25 protein-coding genes are annotated in these 25,259 nt (G+C 71.6%); 18 read left to right on the forward strand and 7 right to left on the reverse strand.

Features of this window, described 5'->3' with window-relative positions; all coding sequences use genetic code 11:
- Positions 1-462 (reverse strand): hypothetical protein (locus tag FJ108_12790; protein ID MBM4336768.1); only part of this gene is annotated, 462 nt, incomplete at its 3' end.
- A gap of 26 nt (positions 463-488) precedes the next feature.
- Between FJ108_12790 and FJ108_12795 the strand changes: the two genes are divergently transcribed.
- From FJ108_12795 to FJ108_12805, 3 genes are read left to right on the forward strand one after another with little or no spacing between them, the layout of a single operon-like run.
- Positions 489-1,454, forward strand: a complete 966-nt coding sequence (locus tag FJ108_12795; GenBank protein ID MBM4336769.1) for a hypothetical protein — start codon at positions 489-491, stop codon at positions 1,452-1,454.
- Entirely contained in the window at positions 1,280-2,389 is a 1,110-nt protein-coding gene (locus tag FJ108_12800) for an NDP-sugar synthase (GenBank protein MBM4336770.1), read from the forward strand. Before FJ108_12795 ends, FJ108_12800 begins: the two co-directional genes overlap by 175 nt.
- Positions 2,382-3,116, forward strand: coding sequence for an MBL fold metallo-hydrolase (locus FJ108_12805; GenBank protein ID MBM4336771.1), 735 nt, complete (start codon positions 2,382-2,384; stop codon positions 3,114-3,116). The genes FJ108_12800 and FJ108_12805 overlap by 8 nt, the downstream gene beginning before the upstream one ends.
- Positions 3,117-3,126: 10 nt before the next feature.
- On the opposite strand, the gene FJ108_12810 is transcribed toward FJ108_12805, so the two are convergent.
- Entirely contained in the window at positions 3,127-4,245 is a 1,119-nt protein-coding gene (locus FJ108_12810) for an anhydro-N-acetylmuramic acid kinase (GenBank protein MBM4336772.1), read from the reverse strand.
- A gap of 62 nt (positions 4,246-4,307) precedes the next feature.
- Complete coding sequence (locus FJ108_12815; protein ID MBM4336773.1) at positions 4,308-4,709, reverse strand: hypothetical protein; 402 nt, start codon at positions 4,707-4,709, stop codon at positions 4,308-4,310.
- A 117-nt stretch (positions 4,710-4,826) separates the two neighbouring features.
- On the opposite strand from FJ108_12815, the gene FJ108_12820 reads away from it, so the two are divergent.
- Genes FJ108_12820 through FJ108_12840 form a run of 5 tightly spaced genes read left to right on the forward strand, consistent with a single transcriptional unit; the run spans position 4,827 to position 9,142 of the window.
- Positions 4,827-5,132, forward strand: coding sequence for a hypothetical protein (locus tag FJ108_12820; GenBank protein MBM4336774.1), 306 nt, complete (start codon positions 4,827-4,829; stop codon positions 5,130-5,132).
- Between the two features lie 6 nt (positions 5,133-5,138).
- The gene (locus FJ108_12825; GenBank protein MBM4336775.1) at positions 5,139-6,389 is read left to right on the forward strand and encodes a glycosyltransferase family 4 protein; all 1,251 of its coding nucleotides are present in this window, start codon (positions 5,139-5,141) and stop codon (positions 6,387-6,389) included.
- Positions 6,367-7,092, forward strand: coding sequence for a class I SAM-dependent methyltransferase (locus tag FJ108_12830; protein ID MBM4336776.1), 726 nt, complete (start codon positions 6,367-6,369; stop codon positions 7,090-7,092). Before FJ108_12825 ends, FJ108_12830 begins: the two co-directional genes overlap by 23 nt.
- The gene (locus FJ108_12835) at positions 7,092-8,369 is read left to right on the forward strand and encodes a glycosyltransferase family 4 protein (GenBank protein MBM4336777.1); all 1,278 of its coding nucleotides are present in this window, start codon (positions 7,092-7,094) and stop codon (positions 8,367-8,369) included. Before FJ108_12830 ends, FJ108_12835 begins: the two co-directional genes overlap by 1 nt.
- Positions 8,366-9,142 (forward strand): class I SAM-dependent methyltransferase, encoded by a 777-nt coding sequence (locus tag FJ108_12840; GenBank protein MBM4336778.1) that lies wholly within the window; start codon positions 8,366-8,368, stop codon positions 9,140-9,142. Before FJ108_12835 ends, FJ108_12840 begins: the two co-directional genes overlap by 4 nt.
- Before the next feature lies 1 nt (position 9,143).
- On the opposite strand, the gene FJ108_12845 is transcribed toward FJ108_12840, so the two are convergent.
- Positions 9,144-10,535 (reverse strand): sigma-54-dependent Fis family transcriptional regulator, encoded by a 1,392-nt coding sequence (locus FJ108_12845; GenBank protein ID MBM4336779.1) that lies wholly within the window; start codon positions 10,533-10,535, stop codon positions 9,144-9,146.
- Between the two features lie 84 nt (positions 10,536-10,619).
- Between FJ108_12845 and FJ108_12850 the strand changes: the two genes are divergently transcribed.
- Positions 10,620-12,041 carry a sigma-54-dependent Fis family transcriptional regulator gene (locus tag FJ108_12850; protein MBM4336780.1) on the forward strand — a complete coding sequence of 474 codons (1,422 nt, stop codon included), beginning with the start codon at positions 10,620-10,622 and terminating at the stop codon, positions 12,039-12,041.
- Between the two features lie 87 nt (positions 12,042-12,128).
- Positions 12,129-12,401: a flagellar biosynthesis anti-sigma factor FlgM gene (locus tag FJ108_12855; GenBank protein MBM4336781.1), complete on the forward strand. Its 273-nt coding sequence runs from the start codon at positions 12,129-12,131 to the stop codon at positions 12,399-12,401.
- A gap of 22 nt (positions 12,402-12,423) precedes the next feature.
- Here FJ108_12855 and FJ108_12860 read toward each other — a convergent pair whose 3' ends face one another.
- Positions 12,424-13,407 carry a serine/threonine-protein phosphatase gene (locus FJ108_12860; protein MBM4336782.1) on the reverse strand — a complete coding sequence of 328 codons (984 nt, stop codon included), beginning with the start codon at positions 13,405-13,407 and terminating at the stop codon, positions 12,424-12,426.
- Here FJ108_12860 and FJ108_12865 point away from each other — a divergent pair.
- The 8 genes from FJ108_12865 to FJ108_12900 are packed head-to-tail and all read left to right on the forward strand — an operon-like array spanning position 13,349 to position 23,789.
- Entirely contained in the window at positions 13,349-14,941 is a 1,593-nt protein-coding gene (locus FJ108_12865) for a response regulator (GenBank protein ID MBM4336783.1), read from the forward strand. The two genes, FJ108_12860 and FJ108_12865, sit on opposite strands and share 59 nt — an antisense overlap.
- A gap of 34 nt (positions 14,942-14,975) precedes the next feature.
- Complete coding sequence (gene nadC, locus FJ108_12870; GenBank protein ID MBM4336784.1) at positions 14,976-15,812, forward strand: carboxylating nicotinate-nucleotide diphosphorylase; 837 nt, start codon at positions 14,976-14,978, stop codon at positions 15,810-15,812.
- On the forward strand, positions 15,794-16,597 hold the full coding sequence (locus FJ108_12875) for a biotin--[acetyl-CoA-carboxylase] ligase (GenBank protein MBM4336785.1): 804 nt from the start codon (positions 15,794-15,796) through the stop codon (positions 16,595-16,597). The genes nadC and FJ108_12875 overlap by 19 nt, the downstream gene beginning before the upstream one ends.
- Before the next feature lie 6 nt (positions 16,598-16,603).
- A complete protein-coding gene (locus FJ108_12880; GenBank protein ID MBM4336786.1) occupies positions 16,604-17,395 on the forward strand; it encodes a type III pantothenate kinase in 792 nt (263 codons plus the stop codon).
- 31 nt (positions 17,396-17,426) lie between these two features.
- Complete coding sequence (locus FJ108_12885; GenBank protein MBM4336787.1) at positions 17,427-19,508, forward strand: elongation factor G; 2,082 nt, start codon at positions 17,427-17,429, stop codon at positions 19,506-19,508.
- Between the two features lie 39 nt (positions 19,509-19,547).
- Positions 19,548-20,639, forward strand: coding sequence for a hypothetical protein (locus FJ108_12890; GenBank protein ID MBM4336788.1), 1,092 nt, complete (start codon positions 19,548-19,550; stop codon positions 20,637-20,639).
- Entirely contained in the window at positions 20,640-21,479 is an 840-nt protein-coding gene (locus FJ108_12895) for a GTPase domain-containing protein (GenBank protein ID MBM4336789.1), read from the forward strand.
- A gap of 18 nt (positions 21,480-21,497) precedes the next feature.
- Positions 21,498-23,789 (forward strand): GAF domain-containing protein, encoded by a 2,292-nt coding sequence (locus tag FJ108_12900; protein MBM4336790.1) that lies wholly within the window; start codon positions 21,498-21,500, stop codon positions 23,787-23,789.
- A 9-nt stretch (positions 23,790-23,798) separates the two neighbouring features.
- Here the strand turns inward: FJ108_12900 and ald are convergent, their stop codons facing one another.
- Both ald and FJ108_12910 read right to left on the reverse strand, forming a co-directional pair.
- Positions 23,799-24,917 (reverse strand): alanine dehydrogenase, encoded by a 1,119-nt coding sequence (ald, locus tag FJ108_12905; GenBank protein MBM4336791.1) that lies wholly within the window; start codon positions 24,915-24,917, stop codon positions 23,799-23,801.
- A 105-nt stretch (positions 24,918-25,022) separates the two neighbouring features.
- On the reverse strand, positions 25,023-25,259 hold a 237-nt coding region (locus FJ108_12910; protein MBM4336792.1), incomplete at its 5' end, for a hypothetical protein.

A 25,259-nucleotide genomic window follows, 5' to 3' on the forward strand; every position in this document is an offset into this window, starting at 1 on the left:
CCCCCGGACCTCCTCGGCGAGCTTCCAGAGCGACTCGGACACCAGGCTCGGGTCGCCCTGGCCGACGATCCAGAGCGGCCCGTCGATCACGCCGTCGACGATCTCGCCGCTCACGAGAACCGGCGTCTCGAAGCGGTGTGCCGGGCCCCAGTGCGCGAGCGCCGCCGAGGCGATCAAGAGCTTCTGATTCGAGGCGGGAACCAGCGCGTCGTCCGGGGTGTGGGCGAGCAGCCGTCTTCCGCTCTCGAGCTCCTCGACGACCACGCCGACGCGCGCGCCCCGCAGCGCGGCGGAGCGGAGCAGTCGCTCGAGCCCCGCGTCGAGCTCGGGATCCTCGCCCCGCGCGGCGCCGCCCAGCGCGAGCGCGATCGCGAGCAGCCCGAGTGTGCGCGGCAGAACCTTCACCGAACGCGAGCCTAGGCAAGCCGGCCGCGTCTTGCCCGCCCGGGCCCCGATCCGCATCCTGCAGCCTCGGATCGGGGGTGGGAATGGACCGGGCGGTGGCGTGGCTCGAGCGGGAACGCGGATGCGCTCTGCGCGACCTCGAGGCGTTGCCGGGCGGCGCAGGGGCACGCCGCTACTGGCGCGCGCGCTTCGCCGACGCCACGACGGCCGTGCTGATGCACGCGCTTCCGGAGGATCCGGCTGTCCTGCCGCCCGCGCTGCGCGCCCAGCGAGTGGATCTGCCGTTCGTCGAGGTGAGCGCGTTCCTCGCCCGGCACGGCCTCCCCGTGCCGCGGATTCACGCGGTCGAGCCACGCGAGCGCTGGATCCTGCTCGAAGACCTCGGCGACGTGCACCTGCTCGACCTGCCCGCGAGCGAGCGCGGCGAGAGGCTGCGCCAGGCGGTCGACCTGCTCGCGCGCGTGCACGGGCTCGCGCGCGAGGACGCCCTTCCGTTCGAGCGCAATTTCGACCGCGAATGGGTGCGCTTCGAGCTTTCGACCTTCGCCGCGCACGGAGTCGACGAGCGCTTCCGCTCCGCCCTCGGCCCGGAGCTCGATCGCCTCGCGGTCGCAGTCGCGGAGCTGCCGCGCGTCCTCTGTCTGCGCGACTACCAGAGCCAGAACCTGATGATCGACGCGACCGGGCGGCTGCGCCTGATCGACTACCAGGACGCGCTGCTCGCGCCGGCCGAGCTCGATCTCGCGGCGCTGGTCTTCGATTCATATCTAGAGCTCGAAGACGCGGAGCGCGAATCGCTTCTGGCGCGCTACTGGCAGGCGCGCGGCTCTGCCCCCGATCCCGCCGCGTTCGCGCTCCTGACCGTGCAGAGAAAATGCAAGGACTACGGTCGCTTCCGCTACGTCACGGAAGTGAAACGCGATGCGCGATACGCGCCCTTCATCGAGCGTGCGCGCGCGGCCGTCCTGGGAGCGTTGCCGCGTCTGCCCGCGGCGCAGGCGACGCTTGCCGGGCTGCTCCGCGAGGCGCTCGCACGAGGCCGTCCGTGAAGGCGATGATCCTCGCCGCTGGCCTCGGCACGCGAATGGCGCCGCTGGCCCGCACGCACGCAAAGCCCGCGCTGCCGGTGCTCGGCGTGCCCGTGATCCTGCGGCTGGTGCGAATGCTCGCCGAGCAGGGCATCGCGGAGGTCGTCGTGAACACGCACGCCCATCCCGAGAGCTTGCGCGCGGCGCTCGCGGCGAGTCCGGTTCCGATCGAGTGGATCGGGGAGCCGGGGCTTCGCGGCAGTGGCGGCGGCGTTCGCGGCGCTCGCGCAGCGCTCGAAGGCTCGGAGCCCTTCCTGGTGCTGAACGGAGACATGTGCCTGGACCTGGACGTCGCCTCGCTCTTGCAGCGCCACCGCTCGCGCCGAGCGCTGCTCACGCTTGCCCTTCGCGACGACCCGCGCAAGCGGGACTTCGGCTCGATCGGGTACGATTCGGACGGCGATGTGCGGCGGATCACCGAGCGGATCGACCTGGGAGGCGAGAAGGGGTCGGGGTTGTTCATCGGGGTGCAGGTCATGGAGCCCGCGATCTTCACGCACATGCCCGAGGCCGAGCGCTTCGAGATCGTTCCCGACGTCTGGGTGCCGGCGCTCCGGGCGGGCGATCGCATCGCGAGCTGGGTGCAGCCCGAAGGCGCGCGCTGGTCGCCGGTAGGATCGCCGCGCGAGCTCCTCGACGCGAACCTCGAGGCGCTCGCGGCTTCTCCGGGCGCGCGGATCCACGCAACCGCGATCGCGCCGGCGTGGATCGACGCGGGCGTCGAGATCGGAGCGGGCGCGCGGATCGGACCGCGCGCGGTGCTCGGACGCCGAGCCAGGATCGGGGCGAACGCGCGGATCGAGGACTCGCTCGTGCTGCCCGAGGCGCAGGTGCCGGCGGGTGCGCAGCTCGTGCGCGCGATCGCGTTCGGCGACGAGGTCTGGCGCGATGAGTGAGGTCCTCTTCATCGGCACGGGCGACGCCTTCAACAGCGGCGGCCGGCGCAACTCCGCGATCCTCGTGCGCGAGCACGGGCGAACGCTCCTCCTCGACTGCGGCCCGACGACGCTCGCGGGGCTATCGGAGCTCGGCGTCGACCCGCTCGAGATCGACGCCATCGCGCTCAGCCACTTTCACGGCGACCACATCGCAGGGGTGCCCTTCCTGCTGCTCGACTACCAGTACCAGCACCCTCGCGACCGGCCGCTCTCGATCCTCGGTCCTCCCGGCGTCGCCGACTCGATGGCGGCCCTCACGCGCGCCTACGGCTACCACGTCGAGCAGCAGGACCGGTACGCGCTGCGCTTCGCAGAGTTCAGCATCGACAAGCCCACGGAGGTCGCCGGCTTCCGAGTGACGCCGATGCCCGCCCTGCACCAGGAGCACACCTGCCCGCACATGGTGCGCGTCGACGCCGAGCGGCGATCGCTGGTCTTCTCGGGCGACACCGGCTGGCACGACGAGCTGCCGAAGAAGGTCGGAGACGTCGACCTGTTCATTTCGGAGTGCGTGTTCTTCGACACCGAGTTCGCCTTCCACCTCTCGCACCAACGTCTCGACCGCGAGCGAGCGCGCTTCGAATGCGGCGCGATCCGGCTCACGCACCTCGGACACCAGGTGCTCTCGAACGAGTCACAGGTGCGCTTCGACACCGCCCACGACGGGCTGCGCCTGATCCTCTAGGGCGCTCGGGTCAGGCGCGGAAGGCGTCGGGCGGAGAGAGCGCGCCCAGACAGACCCCGCGCTTCGCGCCGGTCGCTGCGGGCAGGTTCGAGGCCAGTCCGATGCTGGCGCAGTGACCGAGAACGGCAAACGCGATCGCCTCGAGCGCTCCGCTCGGCACGCCGTAGCGATCGGTCGTCTCGACCGGAGCGGGCGCGAGCCGCGCCCGCAGCCCCTCGAGCAGCGCCGGATTTCGCACGCCGCCGCCGTACAGGATCCAGCGCTGCGCCGGCTCGGGAAAGAAGGCTCTAGCTGCGCGCGCGACGCTCTCGATCGTGAAGCGCGCGAGCGTCGCGCAGAGATCGTCGGGCGAGCCGCCGCGCTCGAGCAGCTGCACGCGCGCGCGCGCGAAGAACGCCTCGCCGAAGCGCTCGTGGCCGGTGCTCTTGGGCGGGGGCAGCGCGAAGTACGGATCGGCCAGCCACTCCTCCACCAGCTCCTCGCGGACGCGGCCGCGCAGGCTGCGCAGCCCGTCGCGATCGAAGCGCTCCGCGCCGTCGCTCGCCCAGCGTGCGGCGCGGTCGAGCAGCGCGTTGCCGGGGCCGGGGTCGAACGCGAGCAGGCGCGATGCGTCGCGATCCGGCAGGTAGGTCACGTTCGTGAAGCCGCCGATGTTCAGCAGCGCCCGCCGCTCGCGCGCGTCGGCGAAGCGGTAGTAGTGGAAGAACGGCGTGAGCGGAGCGCCCTGCCCTCCGGCCGCGAGATCCGCGCGCCGGAAGTCAGAGACGACCGGCCGCCCGGTCCGCTCGTGGATGGTCGCGGCCGAGCCGATCTGCAGCGTGCCGCGCACCTGCGGCTCAGGGAAGTGTCCGACGGTCTGGCCGTGCGAGCCGATGCCGCGGATGCGCGAAAGCGCGACGCCCGCCTGCTTCGCGACGCCGAGCGCGGCCGCGGCGAAGCGCTCGCCGAGCTCCACGTCGAGCTGAACCAGCGCGCGCAGCTCGACCGCGCCGGAAGCGAGCGCATGGATGCGCGCGCGAAGCGACTCCTCGAGCGGCTCCTCGCGGAACGCGAGCAGCTCGACGTCGCCGGGATCGCCGCCGATCCGCACCAGCGCGGCATCGATCGCGTCCGCGCTCGTGCCCGACATCAATCCGATCCACAGCACGCGCTACCCCCGCGAGCTAGGCTTACCGCGCGCGGCGCAGCGCTTCAACTCTCGTTGCGTCGTTCGCTGCGCCTGGCCGCGTCGATCACGGCCGACTCGACCAGCGCGGGGGTGCTGCAGCTGGCCGCAAGCGCGTTGCGGTCGCCGGCGCGCAGGCCCGTGAAGTGCAGACCCATTCCCGCGCTCGGGCCCTTTCGGCCGCCGTACCCGCGCGTCCAGCGGACCTCCGCCTCCGAGCAGATCCGCGTGCCGCTGGGCCCGCCCAGGTGGAGCACCAGCTTCAGCTGTGTGCCCTTGGGGCGAGGCGCTAGGCACTGCACGAACACGCCCGACTCGGAGAGGTTCGCGCCGTAGCCCAGAAAGTGCGTGCCACCGCCCTCTCGCACGCACTCGATGCGCATCGGCGGGCGGAGCAGCTTGCGCTTCGCGGGGGTCGGCGGAGCCATCGGGTTCAGGGATCGGCAGCTTCCACCGCGCACTTGACCCCCTTGTCGCCGGTCCGGCGTGTCTGTCCCCCCACGTCCCACGACCCGCCCCGTGCGGTCTGGTAAGCTCCGGCCGCGATGAGCTCGCGAACCGACGAACGCTCCCGGATTCTCGGCGGTCTGCTCTGCTTCGGCGCGATCGCCGCGGCGGCGCTGTTTCTCGCCGGGGGGTTCGCGGGGAGCTACTGGGCGCTCGCGATTCCGGTCGCGGTGGTCGTGCTCTTCGTCCTGGGGCTGGTGAGCTGGATCGGCTGGACGATCGCCACCGTGCAGGTCGAGGCCGAGGGCGAGCGCATCGCGGCCAGCGGCTCCGGCACCGGCGGCGCGGGCGGCGCGACCCGGGAAGGCGCGAGCGAAGACGGGAATCGCTCGAGCGCGAGCTGAGCCGCGATGCGGATCGCCCTGCTCACCTACCGTGGAAACATGTTCTGTGGCGGACAGGGCGTGTACGCCGCCGCCCTCGCGCGCGGCCTGCACGAGCTCGGCCACGAGGTGCACGTGATCTCGGGCCCGCCCGCGCCCGAACTCGCGCCCGGCATCCCGCTGCACATGATCCCGAACGAGAACTTCTTCGCGCTTCCGATGGCGCAGGCGCTGCCGAAGGACGACCCGTTCCGCGCGCTCACGCCCGGCAATCTCTGGGAGCTCGGCCTGACGCGGCTCGGCGTGTTTCCGGAGATGACGACCTTCGGCTTCCGGCTGCTGCTGCGCTGGCGCGAGCTGCAGCGGCGCCACCGCTTCGACGTGGTGCTCGACAACCAGTCCCTGTCCTGGGGCTTGCTCCTGCTGCAGGCGAGCGGGATTCCGGTGACCGCGATGGTGCATCACCCGCTGCACATCGACCGGATCGCGGATTTCGAGATCGACCCGCGCTTCCGGCGCAAGTGGCGCCGCACGCTGTACTTCCCGCTGTTCATGCAGGAGTTCGTGGTGCCGCGGCTGGCGCGGATCCTGACCGTCTCCAACGCCTCGGCGGTGGAGATCGAGCGCTATTTCAGCGTGCCGCAGAAGGAGATCTCGGTCGTCTACAACGGCACGGACAGCGAGGTCTTCCACCCGCTCGACCGGCCGAAGGAGACGGACCTGATCTTCATCGGGCGGACCGAGGACCGGAAGAAGGGGATCCCGTACCTGCTCGAGGCGCTCGCGAAGACGCCGGAACACATCACGCTGAAGATCGTCGACGGGCGCATCCCCGAGGACGGCCTGGTGCCGCGCAAGCTGCGCGAGCTCGGGCTCGAGAAGCGCGTCGTGCTGCTGAAGCGCATGCTCACGGTCGAAGAGCTGGTCGAGCAGTACTCCACAGCGCGGATCGCGCTCGTGCCGTCCTTCTTCGAGGGCTTCGGCTTTCCGGCCTCGGAGGCCATGGCCTGCGGGCTGCCGGTGATCGCCACCATCGGCGGCGCGCTTCCCGAGGTCGTCGGCACCAGCGGCGAGGCCGGCCGCGTGGTGCCGTTCCGCGATCCGGGCGCGCTCGCCGAAGCCATCACCGACCTGTGTACGCTGCCACACTCGCGCGTGGCCGAGATGGGCCGCGCCGCGCGACGCCGCGTACAGCACGTGTTCTCCTGGCGCGAGGCCGCGGGACGCACCGCCGACGTGCTCGCCGAGGTCGTCCGTGCTCACCGTCGACCTCGATAGGCTCGGACTCGCGCCCGGCGACTGGCTGCTCGATGCCGGCTGCGGCGGCGGCCGCCACTGCTTCGGCGCGCTCGACCGCGGTGTGCACACGACCGGGCTCGATCTCGACGCCGCGTCGCTTCGCATCGCGCGCGCCGGCATCCACGAGCGCTGCAGCCGCGCCGACGGGAGGCTCCACGGCGGCGTCCTGCGCGGGGACGTCTTCCGGCTGCCGTTCGGCGACGGGCGCTTCGATCGCGTGATCTGCTCCGAGGTGATGGAGCACGTCCACGACTACGGCGCCGCTCTACGCGAGCTGGTGCGCGTACTGCGTCCCGGCGGGACGATCGCGGTGACGATCCCGACCGCGATCACCGAGTGGTTCTATCTCGCCGCGACACGGCTCTACTTCGAGAGCCCCGGGGGACACATCCGCGTGTTCCGGCCCCGCGAGCTGGCGCTCGCGCTCTCGCGCGCGGGCGTGCGCGTGGACGGAGTGGGCTTCGCGCACTCGCTGCACACGCCGTACTGGCTGGTGCGCTCGGCGCTCGGACTGGACGACGAGTCGCCGGGTCCGACGCGGGCGCTGCGCGGCTTCCTGATCCGGGCCGCGGTCTCGCGGGTCTGGACGCGCGTCGAGCACGCGCTCGACTGGATCTGGCCCAAGAGCCTGGTGCTCTACGGAACCCGCACCTCGACCGGCCGGCCGGGCGGAACGCCGTGATGCGCGTCGCGTTTCTGTGTTACCGCGGGAACATGAAGAGCGGGGGCCAGGGGATCTACCTGCACGCGTTGACGCGCGAGCTCGCCGGGCTGGGCTGCGAGATCGACGTCTTCGTCGGCCCGCCCTACCCGGATCCGATGCCCTGGGCGCGCGTCCAGCGGCTCGAGAACCAGATGTTCTGGGGCAAGCGCTTCGACAAGCGCCGCGGCGCGTTCCTGCCGCAGCCCGATCCGTTCCTCATCCTGCGGCCGCTGGACTTCTACGAGTTCGCCGTGACCCGCTTCGGCTTCCTGCCCGAGCCGTTCGCGTTCAGCGTGCGCGGGGCGCTCGCGGTGCTGCGCGAGCTTCGCGCCGGGCGGCGCTACGACCTGGTGCACGACGTGCAGTCGGTCGGCTACGGGCTGCTGTTCCTGCAGGCGCTCGGCCTGCCCGTGGTGACCACAATCCACCACCCGCTCTCGATCGACCTGCGCTCGAGCCTGGCCCGCGATCGAACCTTCGCCGAGCGGAAGGGCTCCCTCACCTTCTACCCGGTCCGCAGCCAGGCGCGCACCGCGCGCAGGCTCGCGGCGGTCCTGACCTCGAGCCAGGCCTCGCGCGCCGCGATCGCGCGCGACTTCGGCGTCTCGAAGCAGCGCATCCACGACGTCCGCAACGGCGTCGAGCTGCCCGAGCGGCCGGTCCGGCGCGCGCGTCCTGCGAGGCCCGAGCTCCTCTTCGTCGGGCGCTGCGGCGACCCGAACAAGGGCCTGGAGTACCTGCTCGAAGCGATGGCGCTGCTTCCGCACGAGGTCGGCCTGCGCGTCCTGGACTACTTCCCGGCCCACACGCCGCTCGAGAAGCGGATCGACGCCCTGAATCTCGCCGGGCGGGTGCGCTTCACCGGCAAGGTCTCGAGCGAGGAGCTCGCGCGCGCCTATCGCGACGCGGCGGCGGTGGTCCTGCCGTCGCTCTTCGAGGGCTTCGGCCTGCCGGCGATCGAGGCGCTGGCGGCGGGCACGCCGATCGTCGCGTCGCGCGCAGGAGCCCTTCCCGAGGTGATCGCCGACGCGGGGGCGGGAACGCTGGTGCCCCCGCGCGATCCCGCAGCGCTCGCGAAGGCGATCGCCGAGCTGCTCGCCGGCTGGGACGAGGCACACGAGCAGGCGCTGGCGGCGCGCCCGCGGATCGAGGCGGTCTTCGGCTGGCGGCCCACGGCCGAGCGCACGCTCGCGCTCTACCGGCGCGTGATCGACGAGTTCCGCGGCGCGCCGCAGGAGCGCGGAGCCCGAGCGTGAGAAGCGTCGACCTCGACCGCGACATGACGCACGTGATCCCGACCGGGACGACACGCGATTCGGAATACCTGTTCCGGCGCATGGAGGCCGAGACGCTCGCCGCGACGCGTGCCGGAGCGGGCGCGCGCGTGCTCGACTCGGCCGCCGGGCTCGGACAGGACAGCCGGGCGCTCGCGCGCTCGGGGGCGCGCGCGTTCTGCGCCGAGCCCTCGCGCCGGATGGTGGAGCTCGCCAAGCTCGTCGCGCTGAAGGAGGCGCAGCCGCCCGCGAGCGGCGTCGTCTGGACTCGCGCGTGGTCCGAGTCGCTTCCGTTCCGCACCGGCTCGTTCGACGCCGCGTTCTGCAAGGGCGCGCTGGACCACTTCGACGATCCCGAGGCCTGCATCGCCGAGCTCGCGCGCGTGACCCGGAGCGGCGGCCGGGTCGTGCTCGCGGTCGCGAACTTCGAGTCGCTCGGCTGCCGCCTGCAGCGCTTCGGCGATCGGCTGCGGCGGCGGCCCGTCGCGGCGGGGCCGCGCACCTATCACGTCCCGTCGGATCACTTCACGCGCTACGACGTGCGTCTGCTGCGCGAGCAGGTCGGGCGCCACGTCGAGATCGAGGAGCTGCGCGGCATCTCGCTGCTCTGGGGCGTGCGCCGCTGGGCGCGGCTGCTCGCGCGCCTGCCCGCTCCCTGGTCCAACGCACTGCTGGTTTTCGCCGACCGGATCGCGGCGCGTCATCCCCGGCTCTCGGACGTGGTCGTCGTCGCGGGGCGACCGCGCGGACGCTAGCTCAATCGCCCGCGGGCTCTGCGCCGCCGAGCTTGCGATAGAACGTGCTGCGGCCGATGCCGAGCAGGCTCGCGGCGGCGCGCACGTCGCCCTGGCTGCGGCGCAGCGCCTCTTCGAGGCAGGCGCGCTCGAACGCCTCGAGCGAGAGGTCGATCCCCTCCGGCCGCGCAGCGCGCGGCGTGCTGAAATCGCCCAGGCGCAGGTCGGCGACGGTCACCCGCGGGCCCTGTGCGAGCGCGACCGCGGCCTCGATGGTGTTCTCGAGCTCGCGCACGTTGCCCTCCCAGCGGTGCGCGATCAGACGCTCGAGCGCCGCCGGCTCGAGACCGACCACGCGAGTTCCCGTCGCGGCCTGCTCGAGGAAGTGACTGGCCAGCACCGCCACGTCCTCGGGGCGCTCGCGAAGCGGCGGAAGGTGGATCGACACCACACGCAGCCGGTAGAAGAGGTCGGAGCGGAAGCGACCCGCGCGGAGCTCCGAGGCGAGATCGCGGTTGGTGGCGGCGACGATCCGGACGTCGATCGGCGCGGCCGATGGCGCGCCGAGCGGCCGGACCTCGCGCTCCTGGATCGCGCGCAGCAGCTTGGCCTGGAGCGGGAACGGCAGCTCTCCGATCTCGTCGAGGAAGAGCGTTCCGCCGTGGGCGCTGCGGAACAGCCCGATCGAGTCGCGCACCGCGCCCGAGAACGCGCCGCGAACGTAGCCGAAGAGCTCGCCTTCGATGATTCCCTCGGGCAGCGCGCCGCAGTCCACCGGCACGAACGCGCCGGAAGCGCGCGGCGACGTCTCGTGGATCGCGCGCGCGATCAGCTCCTTGCCCGTTCCGCTCTCGGCCTCGATCAGCACGTTGCTCTCGTTCGGGGCGAGATCGCGAACCGTCTGGAGCACGCGCTTCATCGCCGGGGACTGCGCGATCACGCGCGACAGCGCGGAGCGGCGGCCGAGCTCACCCTCGAGCTCGCGATTGCGAACCCGCAGGCGCCTTCGCTCCAGCGCGCGCTCCAGGGTCTGGCGCACCCGGCGCGGATCGGAGAACGGCTTCTCCAGGTAGTCGAACGCACCCGCGCGCATGCACTCGACCGCCGAGTCGATGCTCGCATGGCCCGTCATCACGACCGTCTCCGCGTCGGGGCAGCGCTCGCGAAGCTCGCCGATCAGATCCGGGCCCGAAGCGTCGCCGAGCCGCAGATCGAGCAGGACGATCTCGGGCTCGCGCGCGAGCTGCACGCGCAGGCTCGCCACGTCGCTCGCCTCGGCCACGTCGAAGCCGTCGCGCGCGAGCTGGCGCCGCAGCACGCGGAGGATCGCGGGCTCGTCGTCCGCGATCAGCACGCGCGCGCCGGGCGACGGGGATCGGCTGGCGGAGATGTCGCTCACGGGTGGGGGGACCATCCGCAAGCGAGATCGGAGTCGCAGCCGCGCTGCTTGAGTGCGCACGAGGCCTTCCCTACACTGCGCGGCGGCGGGGGGACGGATGTGAATCGCGGCGCGACGCCTTGCGGGTCGGTCCTGGTCGTGGATGACGACGCGCTCTTCCGCGCAGCGCTGGTGCGGTACCTCGAGGGCGACGGCTTCGCCGTCGTCGCGGAGGGCGATCCCGGCGCCGCGCTCGAGCGGCTGGAGCAACGCCCATTCGACCTCGTCATCACCGATCTGCGCATGCCCGGCATGGATGGAATCGCCTTCGTCCGACGGGTGCGCGCGCTCGATCCCGAGGCCGTCTGCATCGTCGTCACGGGCTTCGGCAGCCCCGAGCGTTCGATCGAGGCGCTCGACGCCGGCGCGTTCTGGTTCATCGAGAAGAGCTACGAGCGACTCGCCTGTCTCGGACCGCTGATCGCGAAGGCGATCGAGTTCCGGCGCCTGCACGGCGCGAACCGCCAGCTCCAACGACAGCTCGAGACCCGCTACGGGTTCGAGAACATCGTGGGCGAGAGCGAGATCCTGCGGAACACGCTCGACACCGTGCGCAAGGTGGCGGACTCGGAGGCGACCGTGCTCGTGCTCGGCGAGAGCGGCGTCGGCAAGGAGCTGATCGCGCGCGCGCTGCACTACAACAGCCCCCGCGCCCAACGCCCCTTCGTCGCGGTGAACTGCGGCGCGATTCCCGAAGAGCTGCTCGAAAGCGAGCTCTTCGGCCACGTGCGCGGCGCATTCACGGGCGCGCTTCGCGACCGGATCGGGCGCTTCTCCGCCGCGAACGGCGGAACGCTCTTCCTCGACGAGATCGGCGACATGAGCCCGCAGCTGCAGACCAAGCTGCTCCGCGCGCTGCAGGAGCGCGAGTTCGAGCCGGTGGGCTCGTCCCGGACCGAGCGCGTGGACGTGCGGATCGTGGCCGCCACGAACCAGAACCTGCCGCAGCTGATCCGCGAGCGGCGCTTCCGAGAGGATCTCTACTTCCGTCTCGCCGTGGTGCCGATCGAGGTTCCGCCTCTGCGCCACCGGCGCGAGGACATTCCGCTCCTGGTCCGTTTCTTCGTCGAGATGCAGCGGCGCAGCTACCCCGAGATCCAGGGCGTGACCGATGCGGCGCTGAAACGCATGGCCGAGTACGACTGGCCAGGAAACGTGCGCGAGCTGCAGGCGCTGGTCGAGCGACTCACGATCCTGCGCCGCGCGGGCTGGATCGACGAGCCGGAGCTGCCGCCCGGCGTCGTCGGCCACGGCCTCGAACGGCCGGTCGTGTCGCTGCCGCCCTCGGGCGTCGACTTCGAAGCGCTGGTCGCGTCCTACGAGCAGGAGCTGATCGTGCAGGCGCTGGCGGCCACAGGCTGGAACAAGAACCGCGCATCGCAGCTGCTGGGCCTGAAGCGCACCACCCTGGTCGAGAAGATCCGAGCCAAGGGGATCGCCGCGCCCGACTCCGACCTCCCGCCGCAGCGCCCGCGGGCGTAGCGCATCGGCTGCGTGCAGGAGCGCGCGCAAGTCCGGATCGACTGACGCCGGTGTCGCGCGCTGCTAAAGAAGTCGGGTCCGGCACCGATGCGGAGAATGGGCCTACCCGAAGGAGCCAGAATGGCCAGGCGAGACGACCGAGACCCGAGCCGGCGTGCCGGCAGCGCGGCCGCGGAGGACTCCCCGCTCGACGACCTGTACTCCGTCGAGTACCTCGCCGAGGTCGCCGGCGGAGACGCCCGCGCGGAGCGCCTCGCAGAGCTGAAGCGTCGCATTGCACTCGGTGCGTACAAGCCCGACGCGGAATCGATTGCCGCCGACATGCTCGCCCGGGTCGGACTCGACTCCGACGAAGATTGACGGCGGCTCCCGGGCGACCGGCCTAGCGCACGATCGCCACGATCAGCGCGGTCGCGTTGTCCTCTCCTCCGCGTTCGTTCGCGAGCTGGACCAGGGCGCGCGGGGCGGTCGCGGGGCCGACGGCGCAGAGCTCGAGGCAGCGCTCGATCTCGGCGTCCTCGAGCTGCGAGGAGATCCCGTCCGAGCAGAGCAGGAACAGATCGCCGGCCCGCGCGCGGATGGAGGCGACGTCGGGCTCGAGCCACGGGAGCACGCCGAGCGCGCGGGTGATGACGTGTCGGCTCGGGTGCGAGCGCGCCTGGTCTGCGCTGAGCTCCCCGCGCGCGACGCGCTCTCCGACCAGCGAGTGATCGAGCGTGAGCGGGCACAGGCGGCGCTGGCGATGCAGGTACAGACGGCTGTCGCCGGCGTGCGCCAGCGCCGCCTCGTCGCCGCGCAGCCAGATGGCGGCGAGCGTCGTGCCCATGCCGCGAAGTCCTGGCTCGGCGCGCGAGGCCTCGTGGATCGCGTCGCTCGCGCGCAGGATCGCGCGGCGCAGCACCTCGGCGCCCGACCCCTCCGGGTCTCGCGCCACGGTCTCCACGAAGACCGCCACGCCGAGCTCCGAGGCGCGCCGACCCGCCGCGTGGCCGCCGAGTCCGTCCGCGACGACGAAGAGCCCGAGCTTCTCGTCGACGGCGTGGAAGTCCTCGTTCGCGGACCGCTTGCGTCCGGTATCCGTGCACGCCGAGACTTCGATTCGCATGCGGATGGCGCTCCCGGTCGGACCCGGCGCTCCGGATCGGGATGCGCGCACGGGAGCTTGATCCGCGCGCGTGGCGATTTGATATGGTTCGCCGGAGTGGGAGTGAAGTCGGAGCGGAAACTCAATCGCGTTCGAACGCGATCCGATAGATACCGGCAAGTCCGGCCGCTTCCAGTGGCAGGCGCATGGAGGTTGGGGGCCGATGCCTAAGACCCTGCTTCTCGCCGATGACAGCGTGACGATCCAGAAAGTCGTCGGCATCACGTTCGCAAACGAGGACGTCGAGCTCGTCACCGTGGACAACGGGGACGACGCGCTCGTGCGCGCGCGCCAGATCAAGCCCGATCTCGTGCTCGCGGACATCGGCATGCCGGGACTCGACGGCTACGCGCTGTGCAACGCGATCCGCAAGGATCCGAACCTCGCGCACACACCGGTTCTCCTGCTGACGGGGACCTTCGAGACCTACGACGAGGAGCGCGCCCGACAGGTCGGCGCGAACGGCCACATCAGCAAGCCCTTCGAGGCCCAGGCGCTGGTCGATCGCGTGCGCGCGCTGCTCGCGCAGAGCGCCGCCGCACCTGCGCCGCGAAGCGCGCCTCCGACGCGACCGATCCTCTCGACGCCCGCGCCCGCAGCTCCCGCCGCACAGAGCGCGCCGCAGGCGCCGCCTCGTCCGCGCCCCGAGCTTCCTCCGCTTCCCGGCGCCGGGGCCGCGAACGCGCCTCGCGCCGCGAAGCCGCGAACGACCTCGACCTTCGAATTCGAAGTTCCACCCGCGGCGAGCGCGGCGCCTCTCGCAGCGGAGGAGCCGCTCTGGGAAGCCGAGCCGGTCTTCGAGGCGATGGACGACGCGCCCGCGCGTCGCGCGTTCTCGGGAGCGCCGCTCGGCCGGAACGACGACGCTTCGGCTCCTTCGCCGGACGCGGCGACCCGTCTCTTCGCGCCGGACCCGGTCGACGAGGTCGAGCCGCTCGCAGAGCCCGACGCGCGCGAGCTTGCAGCGACTCCTTCCCGATCGGGCTTCTCGTTCGAGGATCTCGACTTCGAGGAGCCGACCGCACCTCCCGGAGGCCAGACGCAGATCTTCGGCGAGAGTTCGGGACCGCTCGATGCTCGGGCCGTGCTCCGCCCGCGAGCGCCGATCCCGGCGTCCGAGCGGACGTTCGAAGAAGAAGAGATCACCGCGCCGAGCCAGGCGCTCGCGGAGCTCGAGCTCGGCGAGGTGGAGCCGGAGATCGAAGCGGAGCGACTGGACGAGGCGGACCCGTTCGCGGAGCCATTCTCGGCCGATACCTCGGCCGCGCTCGCCGAGCCACAGTTTGCAGACTTCTCGCCGGCTTCCCGCGAGCCCGCGCCGGCGCACGCGGCGACGCTTCTGCTCCCGACGAGCGAGATGCCGGCTGCGAGCGACGACACCCCGGAGCTCGAGGGCGACATGCTCGACGTCGAGCCGCTTCCCGAGGTCGCCATGCCGGAGCCTCCCGCGGAGCTCGATGCCTGGAGCGACCTCGACGCCGCAGCCGAGCCCGACCCTCGTCCGACCGCGCCGATGCCGGCGGTCGCGCCCGCGCGCGAGCCGTCGCGACCGATCGCGCAGCCGGTGCTCGACCCCGCGCTGCTCTCGCAGGCGCTGGAGAAGGTGGCCTGGGAGGCGTTCGGCTCGCTGTCGGAGCAGGTCGTGAACGAGGTGCGAAAGCGCGTCGAGGCGGTGGTCTGGGAGGTCGTCCCGCAAATGTGCGAGCGGCTGATCCGCGAGGAGATCGCCCGCATGAAGGCCGATCTGCCGGAGTAGCGCAGCACCGCTATCCTGCCGGACCGTGACGAACGTGCCCGCGCGCGCGAACTGGCTCTGGCTCGTCGAAGCCGCGCTCGCCGAGGACATCGGTCCGGGCGACGCGACCTCGCTTGCGCTTCTCGATCCGGATTCGAGCGGAGAGGCTCGGCTCGAGGCGCGCGCCGCGATCGTCGTCGCGGGTCTCGAGGTCGCGCGCGAGGTCTTCGCGGCTCGCGGCGTTCGCTGCGAGCTGCGCGTCGCGGACGGCGCCGCCGCGTCGCGCGGCGAGGAGCTTGCGCGGGTGTCGGGGCCGTCGATCGGAATCCTCGAAGCCGAGCGCACGGCGCTGAACTTCGTGCAGCGGCTCTCCGGAATCGCGACGCTGACGCGCAGCTACTGCGCGGCGGTGCGCGGCACGCGCGCCGAGATCGTCGACACCCGAAAGACCACGCCTGGCTGGCGAACGCTCGAGAAGTGGGCGGTGCGCTGCGGCGGCGGACGCAATCACCGGCTCGCGCTCTACGACGGCATTCTGATCAAGGACAATCACATCGCCGCGGTGGGCGGAGCAGGCCCGGCCGTGGCGCGCGCGCGCGAGCGCGGCTCCCGCCACCTGCGCATCCGCTGCGAGGTCGAGTCGCTGGCGCAAGCGCGCGAGGCGCTCGACGCCGGCGCGGATTCGCTCCTGGTCGACAACCAGCCGCCGGAGGTGATCGCCAGGATCGTCGAGCTCTGCGCCGGGCGCGCTCGCGTCGAGGCGAGCGGCGGCGTGCACCTGGAAACCGTGGGCGCGATCGCACGCACCGGCGTGGACGAGATCTCGGTCGGCGCCCTCACCCACTCCGCGCCCGCGGCGGACGTCGCGCTGGAATGGATCGCAGCCTCGTAAGCCTTGCGCCGCGCACGCGCTGGCTCGGGCGCGAGCTCGAAGTCCACGACGTGGTGGACTCGACCAACCTGCTCGCCGAGAAGCGCGCCCGCGAGGGTGCGGCCGATGGGCTGGTCGTGCTCGCGGACCGCCAGACCGCGGGCCGCGGTCGGCTGGGGCGAAGCTTCTTCTCTCCGGGCGGGCGCAGCCTGTACCTGTCCGCGCTGCTCCGCCGGGAGCTCCCGATCGAGCACATGCACCGGCACGTCTTCGCGGCGGCGGTGGCGGTCGCGGAGTGCGCGCGCGAGGCGCTGCCTTCGCGCTGCCGGATCGAGGTCAAGTGGCCCAACGACGTTCTCGTCGACGGGCGCAAGACCAGCGGGATCAACTGCCCGGTGCAGATCGAGGCCGGCCGCGTGCACTTCGGCGTGCTCGGCGTGGGGGTGAACGTGAACCTCGAGGCCGGCGAGCTCCCGGAGGAGCTGCGCGAGATCGCGACCAGCCTGCGCATCGCGGGCGGCAAGTCCCTGGACCGCGTGGCGTTCGGCGAGGAGCTGCTCGCGCGGCTCGAGCGCGAGATCGACGCGGTCCGCGCCGGCGATTTCGCGGGGGTCTTGGAGCGCTTTCGCAGATCGTTCACAATGGCGGGCAAGCAGGTCCGCGTCGGCGGGCCCGGGCTCGCCCGCGAGGTGATCGGGACGGTGCACGGCTTGGACGAAGATGGCGCGCTTCTGGTCGGACCCCGGGGAGGCCCGGTGGAGCGGATCCTCGCCGGCGACGTGACGATTCTGCGCGGCGAGAGGTAGGCGGGCGTGCTGCTCACCATCGACATCGGCAACACCCACGTCGTGCTCGGCCTCTTCGACGGCGAGTCGCTGGTGCACCACTGGCGCATCGGAACGCACCGCCAGGACACCTCCGACGAGTGCGCCGCGACGCTGCGATCGCTCTTCGAGCTCGCGGGAGTGGACCGCGCCTCGGTCTCCGACGCGATCATCTCCTGCGTCGTCCCTCCGCTCCAGCCGATCTTCGAGCGCACCTGCGAGAAGCTGCTGAGGCGCACGCCGCTGATCGTCGGCCCGGGCATCCGCACGGGAATGCCGATCCGGGTCGACAACCCGCGCGAGGTCGGCGCGGATCGGATCGTGAACGCAGTGGCGACCGTCGAGCGGCTCGGAACGCCCGCGATCGCGATCGACTTCGGCACCGCGACGAGCTTCGACTGCATCTCCAGCGCCGGCGAGTTCGTCGGCGGCGCGATCTTCCCGGGCGTCTTCGTCGCGCTCGAAGCGCTGGTGAACCGCGCCTCGAAGCTCTCCTCGGTCGAGATCGTGCGACCGCCGCAGGTGATCGGGCGGAACACCGCGCACAACCTGCAGTCCGGAATGGTCTTCGGCTACGCGGGAATGGTCGACACGATGGTGCGTCGCATGCGCAAAGAACTCGGCGAGGACGCCCGCGTCATCGCGACGGGCGGCCTCGCGGGATTGATCGCGAGCGAGGCCGAGACGATCGAACGCGTGGAGCCCTTCCTGACCTTGGAGGGGCTTCGGCTCATCTACGCACGAAACCGGGACCTCGGAAGCGGGAGTCGCGGTGACTGAGGGATCCGCCATCCGGAAATAGGGAGGGGCCATGGGGAGCGCCGACACGAGCCGCAGCATCAACTTCGCTCTGATCGGACACGCCGGCGACGGCAAGACGACGCTCGCCGACTCCCTGCTCGTCGCCGCCGGCGTGATCAACCGGCTAGGCCGCGTCGACGACGGCACCTCCTTCATGAACTGGCTCCCCGAGGAGAAGCACCGCCGGGCCAGCATCTCGACCTCGATCTGCTCGTTTCGCTGGGACGAGGCCGAGTTCACCATGCTCGACGCGCCCGGGGACGCGAACTTCGCCGGCGAGATGCGGGGCGCGATCGCGGCCAGCGACAACGCCGTGCTGGTATTGAACGCCCAGGACGGCGTCCGGGTCGGCACCGAACGCGCCTACCACTACGCGCGCGAGCACGGGCTCGGGCTCGCCGCGGTGGCGAACAAGATGGACCTCGAACGCGCCGACTACGACGCCTGCGCGAAGCAGCTGGAAGAGGCGTTCGCCGTGCGCGTGGTGAAGCTGCACCTGCCGATCGGCCGCGGCGAGGGATTCCGCGGCTTCGTGAACCTGCTGACCGGCCTGGCCCATCACCTCGACGCGAGCGGAAAGCTGGTCACCGACGAGCCTCCCGCGGAGCTCGCCGCCGAGATCGCGGCCGCGCGTCTCGCGATGGTCGAGGCCGTCGCCGAGGCCGACGACGCGCTGCTCGAGAAGTATCTCGAGGAGGGCCAGATCTCAGAGGAGGAGATCTTCACCACGCTGCGAAAGGGAGTGGCCGACGACAGCCTGCTCCCGCTGCTCTGCTCGGCGAGCGCCCGGAACATCGGCGGGATGGCGCTCCTGATCGCGGCCGATCGGATCTTCCCGACCGCGCGCGAGGCCACGCCGCGAAAGGGACGCTCGGGCGAGAGCGAGGTCGTGCTCGCGGCCGACCCCGCGGCTCCGGTCGCGGCGCTGGTCTGGAAGTCCGTCGCGGATCGCTACGCGGGGATGCTCTCGATCCTTCGCGTCTACTCGGGAACGTTGCGCAAGGACGCAACGCTGCTGAACCCGCGCACGGGGGCGCGCGAGCGGGTCGGCAAGCTGCTGCGCCTTCATGGCGAGCAGACCGAGGAGGTGACCGAGGTCCTGCCGGGACAGATCGCCGCGATCCCGAAGCTCAAGGACACGCACACCGGCGACACGCTCTGCGAGGAGCGGCACCCGCTGCGGATCGACTCGGACCCGCCGCCGCACGGCATCATCTCGTTCGCGGTCGCGGCCGAGAACAAGGGCGAAGAGGACAAGGTCTTCGAAGCACTACACCGAATGGTGGAAGAGGACCACAGCCTCTCGCTCGCCCGCGACGAGCGCACCGGCGAGTTCCTGCTCACCGGACTGGGCCAGCTCCACATCGAGGTGACGCTGGAGAAGATCGCGCGACTCTTCCACGTGAAGGTCGGGCTGAAGCCCCCCAAGATCCCCTACCTGGAAACGCTGAAGGGCCGCGCCGAGAACGTCGAGGGCAAGCTGAAGAAGCAGTCGGGAGGGCGCGGTCAGTTCGGCGTCTGCAACCTCTCGGTCGAGCCGGGCGAGCGCGGCACGGGCGTGGTGTTCCTGGACGAGATCGTCGGAGGCTCGATCCCGCGCCAGTACATCCCCGCCGTCGAGAAGGGCGTTCGCGAGACCTGCGAGCGCGGCGTGATCGCGGGCTACCCCCTGACCGACGTCCGGGTCGCCGTGACCGACGGCAAGTTCCACACCGTCGACAGCTCGGAGTACGCCTTCAAGACCGCGGGGAGCCTCGCGCTGCGCGCGGCGGTCGCGCTTGCGAAGCCCGTCCTGCTCGAGCCGATCATGACGCTCTCGGTGGTGGTGCCGGACAGCTTCGTCGGCGACGTCATGGGAAATCTCTCCAGCCGGCGCGGACGCGTGCTCGGCGTCGAGGCTCGCGGCCACGCGGAGATCGTCAAGGCGCACGTCCCGATGGCCGAAGTTCTGACGTACGCATCCGATCTCACCAGCATGACCGGCGGCCAGGGCAGCTTCGACATGGAGTTCTCCCACTACGAGGAGACACCTGCGGCGATCCAGGACAGGATCGTCGCCGAAGCCGCGAAGGTCCGGCACGCGGAGGAGTGAAGCGCGCGGGGACGCGACCTCCCCGCATCGGGAGGGAGCTTGAGCGAAGAGACCGCTGACATCCTCGCAAGCCTCGGTCCGGCCCGGCGCTTTGCGGATCCCGCCTCCCCGCTCGATTCGCGGCTGATGGCGGCAAGCGGCGCCCTGCCCCTGCCGCCGCCGCAGCTCCTCTCGGTCCTGGTCGCGCTGACTCTCGACCCCGATGCGGGCGTGAAGGACAAGGCGATCGGCTCGCTTCGCGGGCTTCCCGAGCGCGTGGCCACAGCCGCGCTCGGGGCGAAGCTCCCGGCTGCCGTGCTCGGCGTCTGCGCGGAGCTGTACAAGGACGATGGCGCGCGCCTGGAGCTGGTCGCGCTCAACTCCGCCACCAGCGACGAGACCTGCACGTTCCTGGCGGCGCGGCCGTTTCCGCGCCTGGTCGAGATCCTCGCGCAGAACCAGGTCCGCCTGCTGCGCTGTCCGCCGCTGGTCGAGGCGCTCGGCGAGAACCCGCTGACGGGAATGGCCACGATCGATCGCATCCTGCACTTCCTGGGCGTCGAGCGCGGCGAGATGGAGGAGCCGGAGCCCGAGAGCCGCGCCGAGCCGCTGCCCGCGCCGCCGCCGCCGGATCCCGACACCGCCCCGGACGAGGCCGTCGACGACCAAGTCGAAATTCCCGCCGATCTGATCGAGGAGGCTCCGGCGGATCTCCCCGAGGAGCAGAAGCAGGAGCGCAGCCAGAACCTGCAGGCGCGCGTCGGGAAGATGACGATCATCGAGAAGGTGAAGCTCGCGCGGCTCGGAAACGTCGACGCCCGCTCGCTTCTGGTGCGCGACCGGAACAAGCTCGTCGCCGCGGCCGCGATCAGGAACCCGAAGATCACCGACAACGAGATCGAGGGCTTCGCGCGCGCGCGAAATCTCTGCGACGAGGTCATGCGCATCATTGCCCACAACCGACAGTGGACTCGCGCCTACCCGGTGAAGCTCGCGCTCTCGATGAATCCCAAGTGCCCGCCGCAAACCGCCGTCAAGTTCCTGAATTACCTCACCGATCGAGACTTGGGACTGATCATGCGCAGCCGCGATGTGGCCGGAGTGATCTCGGCCCAGGCGCGCCGCATCCTGGCTCGGAAAGGGAAGACGTAGATGGGAACCGCAGACCGCGACGCGCGGGAGATCCGCGGCAAGATCGTCTACTACGGAGCCGCGGGCGCCGGGACCAGCGCGAACCTGCTCTTCATCCAGCGCAAGCTCAAGCGCGAGCACCGCGGGGAGCTGAAGCGCCTCTCGACACGAGACGGTGTCACCTCGTACGAGACGCTGCCGGTCGAGCTCGGCGCGGTGCGCGGCTTCAAAACCTCGATCCAGATCTCCAGCGTCCCCGCGGCCGCGCAGGCCGCCGCGCTGCGGCGTCAGATCCTGGAGGGGGTCGACGGAATCGTCTTCGTGGCCGACCTGCGGCCCGAGCGCCACTCGGCGACGACCGCCGCCCTCGATGAGCTGCGCAAGCACCTCGCGTCGTACGGGCGCGAGCTCGAGAACGTGCCGCTCGTCGTGCAGTACAACCACCGCGACCAGGCCGACGAGAACGCGGTCGAGCGCCTGCACCGGCTCCTGCCGCTGCGCCAGGCCAGCTGCTTCGACGCCCGCGCGGACGAGGGCATGGGCGTGCTGCAGACGCTGACCACGCTCTCGAAGCTCGTGCTCGTCGAGCTGCGCAAGACGCTCGACGAGTCGCCCGAGCCGCCGTCCCGCGCCGTGGTGCGCGAGGTCGAGGAGGTCGAGCCGCTCGGCCCGCCGACCGGCGAGGTGACCGCGAGCTACGAGGAGATGCCCTCGGCAGGCGCCGCGAAGGGCTTCGCGGTGGAGAGCGCGGGACCGGTCGACGGCGGCGGCAGCGAGATCTCCATTCCGGTGCGCTTGATCGACGAGGCCACGGGGCGACGCGTCGAGATCGTCGTCCGCATCGCGATCGACGCGCTGTAGGCCTGGGAGGAGCCCGGCATGCGCAAGCGCCTGGGCATCGTAGGTCACTCGGACGAGGGGCTCGCGCTGATCCCCCTGCTCGAGGCGAATCCCGACGTCGAGCTCTGCGGCGTGCTCTCCGACGACCCCGAAGCGGCGCGCGCCGCCCTCGTTCGCGTCGATCCGAAGTACGCGCTGCGCTCCTACCAGCTGCTCGTCTCCGACGCGCAGGCCTTCCTGCGCACGCCGGGCCTGGTCGCGCTGATCGACGCGGAGGCGCCCCGGAGCTTCCGCTCCGTGCTCGAGACCGCGCCCGAGCGCGGCGTGCAGGTGACCACACCGCTGATCGCGAAGCTCCTCTACGCGTTCGGCCCGGTCGACGCGCACCGGAAGCCCGACCTGCTGCACGCGCTCGGCGAGATCCTCGAGTCGTACAACCTGACGATCGATCGTCGCGGACTGTTGAACCGCATCCTGCAGATCGCGGTCGGCTCGACGGGCGCCGACCGCGGGTCGCTCATGCTCTGGGACGAGGCCGAAGGGGCGCTGCGCATCGAGGTCGCGATCGGGATCGAGAAGGAGCTGATCTCGAAGATCCGCATCCGACCGGGCGAAGGGATCGCGGGAATCGCGTTCGCGGAGCGCAAGCCGCTGCTGCTCTCCGGCAAGGCCGACCAGCGCCTCTACGAGATCGCGCGCGAGCGCAGCGACGTCGAGTCGGCGATCTCCGCGCCGCTGATCCACGGCGAGCGCGTGCTCGGCGTGCTGAACCTGTCCCACAGCCTGCGGCGCGGCGCGTTCTCGGAAGAGGACCGCGACTTCGTGGCCAGGCTCGCGGCGATCGACGCGAAGATCATCACGCGCGCCGAGGAGTACCACCGGCTGCTGCGCGACTCCGCGCGGCTGCGCGCGCAGAGTCTGGTGCGCGACGCGCTCGGCGAGCCCGCCCCGCTCCACCAGCAGCTCTCGAAGGTCTGTCACTACCTGGCGGAGGAGCTCTCGGGCGGAATCGCGCACGTGTTCCTGGTCGACGCCGAGCAGGGGGCGCTGGTGCTGCGCGGCTCCTCGACGCCGATCGACCGCCTGGCCTCGCCCTACCGGATCCGGCCCGCCGACGGCATCCACGGCTGGGTCTCGCGCCAGCGCAAAGCCATCGTGCTCTCGAACGTGACCGAGGAGGGCTGTGCCTGCTTCGCCGTGCTGCCGCTCGTCGCGCGCGGCGAGCTGATCGGCGTGCTCTCGTTCGAGGGCATGCTCGCGCCCGGCGCGCCGGAGATCCTGCGCGAGAAGATCGCCGCCGTCGCCGATGCGCTCTCGCTCGCGCTCGCCGACGCGCTGCGCACGCTCCAGATGGAGCGCGAGGCGACCAAGACGGGAGCGATCACGGAGCTCGCCGCGCGGCTCGGCTCCGCCGCGGACTCCGCGCAGCTGCACCGCTCCATCACGTCGTCCGCCGCCATGATCCTCGAGGCCGAGCACGCGGTCCTGCGGCTGCAGGATCCGGCCACCGGGCGCTACCAGATCCGCTCCTACTTCGGGTCCGCCGAGACCGAGGAGCAGGCGCCGCTGCTCGAGCTCGAGAAGGCGCTCTCGATCCGCGCGCTCTCGATCCGCGAGCCGGTTCGCGTGGTCGACGTGCGCGCGGACGAGGAGCTTGCGAAGCACCGCCCCGACGTCGTCTCGGCCATGTCCTGGCCGCTGCGCCGCGACGGCCGGGTCTTCGGAACCCTCTCGCTGCTCGGCAAGGTGGCTCGCGACGCGCTCACCAGCGAGAGCTTCTCCGCCCAGGATCAGGCGCTGCTGGGCCGCTTCGCCGAGCACGCGCAGCAGGCGCTCGAGCAGGTGGGCGAGCGCGAGCGGATGCGGCACCAGCGCCGCTTCGACGAGCTCACCGCGCTTCCGAACGCGACCTACGTCGGCGAGCGGATCGAGGAGGAGATCGCCCGCTCCGGCGCGCGCGGCCGCAGCTTCGCGCTCGTGCGCTTCCGGCTCGACGGGCTCGCCGAGCTCCTCTCGGGCGCGGATGCGACCTCGGCCGAGCATCTGGTGGTCTCGCTCGCGCAGGAGCTGCGCGCGGGGCTTCGCGAGTTCGACATCGTCGCGCGCAGCGCCCCCGACACGTTCCTGATGCTGATCCCCGAGCCCGAGTCGGACATCTCTGCGCTTCTCGGTCCGCTCGCGCGACGTGTGCGCGAGGCGATCCGGCGCGAGCCGGAGCCCGCGTTCGGCGAGGGCGTCCGGCTCGAGTTCGGCTACGCGCTCTTTCCCGGCGACGGACAGACCTCGCGCGCGCTGCTCGAAGCGACGCGGCGGACCCGCGTCACCGACTGAGCGACCGGCTCAGCGCGACTTCGCCCACGGCGACTCGGCGCACGGGACGCGGAGCGCATCGGCCAGACCCTTCAGCGTGACCTGTCCGCGCCAGCAGTTCACGCCGCGCGCGAGCGCGGGATTGGCGACGAGTGCGCCATCCACGCCGCGCCGGCACAGCTCGAGCAGATACGGGAACGTCGCGTTGTTCAACGCCAGCGTCGACGTGCGCGGCACCGCGCCCGGCATGTTCGGCACGCCGTAGTGGATCACGCCGTGCTCCACGTAGACCGGCTTGGAGTGCGAGGTCGGGCGGATCGTCTCGACGCAGCCGCCCTGATCCACGGCCACGTCCACGATCACCGAGCCGGGCTTCATCGCCGCGACCTGGCTCCGATCGACCAGCACCGGCGCGCGCGCTCCGGGCAGGAGCACCGCTCCGACCACGATGTCGGCTTCGAGCACCGACTGCTCCAGGTTCACGACGTTCGAGTACAGCGTGTCGATGCCGCCGTGGTAGATGTCGTACAGGTGCGAGAGCTTGCGCTGGTCGACGTCGAGCACGGCGACCTCCGCGCCCAGGCCGACCGCCATCCGCACCGCCGCGGTTCCCACGATGCCCGCGCCGATCACCGCCACGCGCCCGCGCGGCACGCCGGGAACGCCCCCGAGCAGGACGCCGCGCCCGCCCTGATCGGCCTGCAGGTAGTGCGCCCCGATCTGCACGGCCAGCCTTCCGGCGACCTCGCTCATCGGCACCAGGAGCGGCAGCGATCCGTCGTCGAGCCGCACGGTCTCGAAGCCGATCGCGACGATCCCGCTGTCGAGGATGCGGCGCGCGAGCTCGGGCTCGGGCGCGAGGTGCAGGAAATCGAAGAGCGCCTGTCCGGGGCGCATGGCGGAGATCTCGGCGAGCGTCGGCTCCTTCACCTTGGTGACGATGTCGCAGCTCGCGATCACGTCCTCGGCCGAGGCGAGGATCCTGGCGCCGACCGCCTCGTAGTCGGCGTCGGCGAAGCCGCTGCCTTCGCCCGCGGCGGTCTCTACCGAGACCTGATGGCCGGCGGCCGCGAGCGTGCGCGCGCCGGCGGGCAGGAGCGCGACGCGAAGCTCCCGGTCCTTGGTCTCGCGCAGAACGCCGACGCGCATCCAGTGATCTCCCTGGTCGGATTGACGCGGCCGAGGATACCGCGCGCGCAGGGTCTGGGGCTCTCCTGGGGGGGATCGGAACGAGCGCGTTCGAACTGGAGCGCGCTACCAGACCGGCCGCGTGTTCAGCCCGCTGTGCACGATCTCGCGCTCGGCGCCATCCGCGACGCGGGACAGGTACAAGAGGCTCTCGCTCTCGTCGCCGCGCGCCGAGGCATAGACGACGTACCTTCCGTCGGGCGAGAGCGCGGGAAACTCCTCGTCGAAGCTGGTCGCCGTGACCTGCCGCTTCGCGGATCCGTCCGCGCGCATCAGCCAGACGTCCGAGCTGCCGCGCGAAAC

The sequence above is a fragment of the Deltaproteobacteria bacterium genome (assembly GCA_016875225.1).
Classification (GTDB): Bacteria; Myxococcota_A; UBA9160; order SZUA-336; family SZUA-336; genus VGRW01.

Excerpts from the sequence above, each read along its gene's own strand:
- FJ108_12810 (MBM4336772.1), bottom strand. The coding sequence starts at position 4,245 with ATGTCGGGCACGAGCGCGGACGCGATCGATGCCGCGCTGGTGCGGATC.
- FJ108_12815 (MBM4336773.1), bottom strand. The coding sequence starts at position 4,709 with ATGGCTCCGCCGACCCCCGCGAAGCGCAAGCTGCTCCGCCCGCCGATG.
- FJ108_12865 (MBM4336783.1), top strand. The coding sequence starts at position 13,349 with ATGCCTAAGACCCTGCTTCTCGCCGATGACAGCGTGACGATCCAGAAA.
- FJ108_12855 (MBM4336781.1), top strand. The coding sequence starts at position 12,129 with ATGCGGAGAATGGGCCTACCCGAAGGAGCCAGAATGGCCAGGCGAGAC.
- FJ108_12835 (MBM4336777.1), top strand. The coding sequence starts at position 7,092 with ATGCGCGTCGCGTTTCTGTGTTACCGCGGGAACATGAAGAGCGGGGGC.
- FJ108_12845 (MBM4336779.1), bottom strand. The coding sequence starts at position 10,535 with ATGGTCCCCCCACCCGTGAGCGACATCTCCGCCAGCCGATCCCCGTCG.
- FJ108_12875 (MBM4336785.1), top strand. The coding sequence starts at position 15,794 with ATGGATCGCAGCCTCGTAAGCCTTGCGCCGCGCACGCGCTGGCTCGGG.
- FJ108_12900 (MBM4336790.1), top strand. The coding sequence starts at position 21,498 with ATGCGCAAGCGCCTGGGCATCGTAGGTCACTCGGACGAGGGGCTCGCG.
- FJ108_12800 (MBM4336770.1), top strand. The coding sequence starts at position 1,280 with ATGCAAGGACTACGGTCGCTTCCGCTACGTCACGGAAGTGAAACGCGA.
- FJ108_12860 (MBM4336782.1), bottom strand. The coding sequence starts at position 13,407 with ATGCCGACGACTTTCTGGATCGTCACGCTGTCATCGGCGAGAAGCAGG.
- FJ108_12895 (MBM4336789.1), top strand. The coding sequence starts at position 20,640 with ATGGGAACCGCAGACCGCGACGCGCGGGAGATCCGCGGCAAGATCGTC.
- FJ108_12805 (MBM4336771.1), top strand. The coding sequence starts at position 2,382 with ATGAGTGAGGTCCTCTTCATCGGCACGGGCGACGCCTTCAACAGCGGC.
- FJ108_12820 (MBM4336774.1), top strand. The coding sequence starts at position 4,827 with ATGAGCTCGCGAACCGACGAACGCTCCCGGATTCTCGGCGGTCTGCTC.
- FJ108_12825 (MBM4336775.1), top strand. The coding sequence starts at position 5,139 with ATGCGGATCGCCCTGCTCACCTACCGTGGAAACATGTTCTGTGGCGGA.
- ald (MBM4336791.1), bottom strand. The coding sequence starts at position 24,917 with ATGCGCGTCGGCGTTCTGCGCGAGACCAAGGACCGGGAGCTTCGCGTC.
- FJ108_12885 (MBM4336787.1), top strand. The coding sequence starts at position 17,427 with ATGGGGAGCGCCGACACGAGCCGCAGCATCAACTTCGCTCTGATCGGA.
- FJ108_12795 (MBM4336769.1), top strand. The coding sequence starts at position 489 with ATGGACCGGGCGGTGGCGTGGCTCGAGCGGGAACGCGGATGCGCTCTG.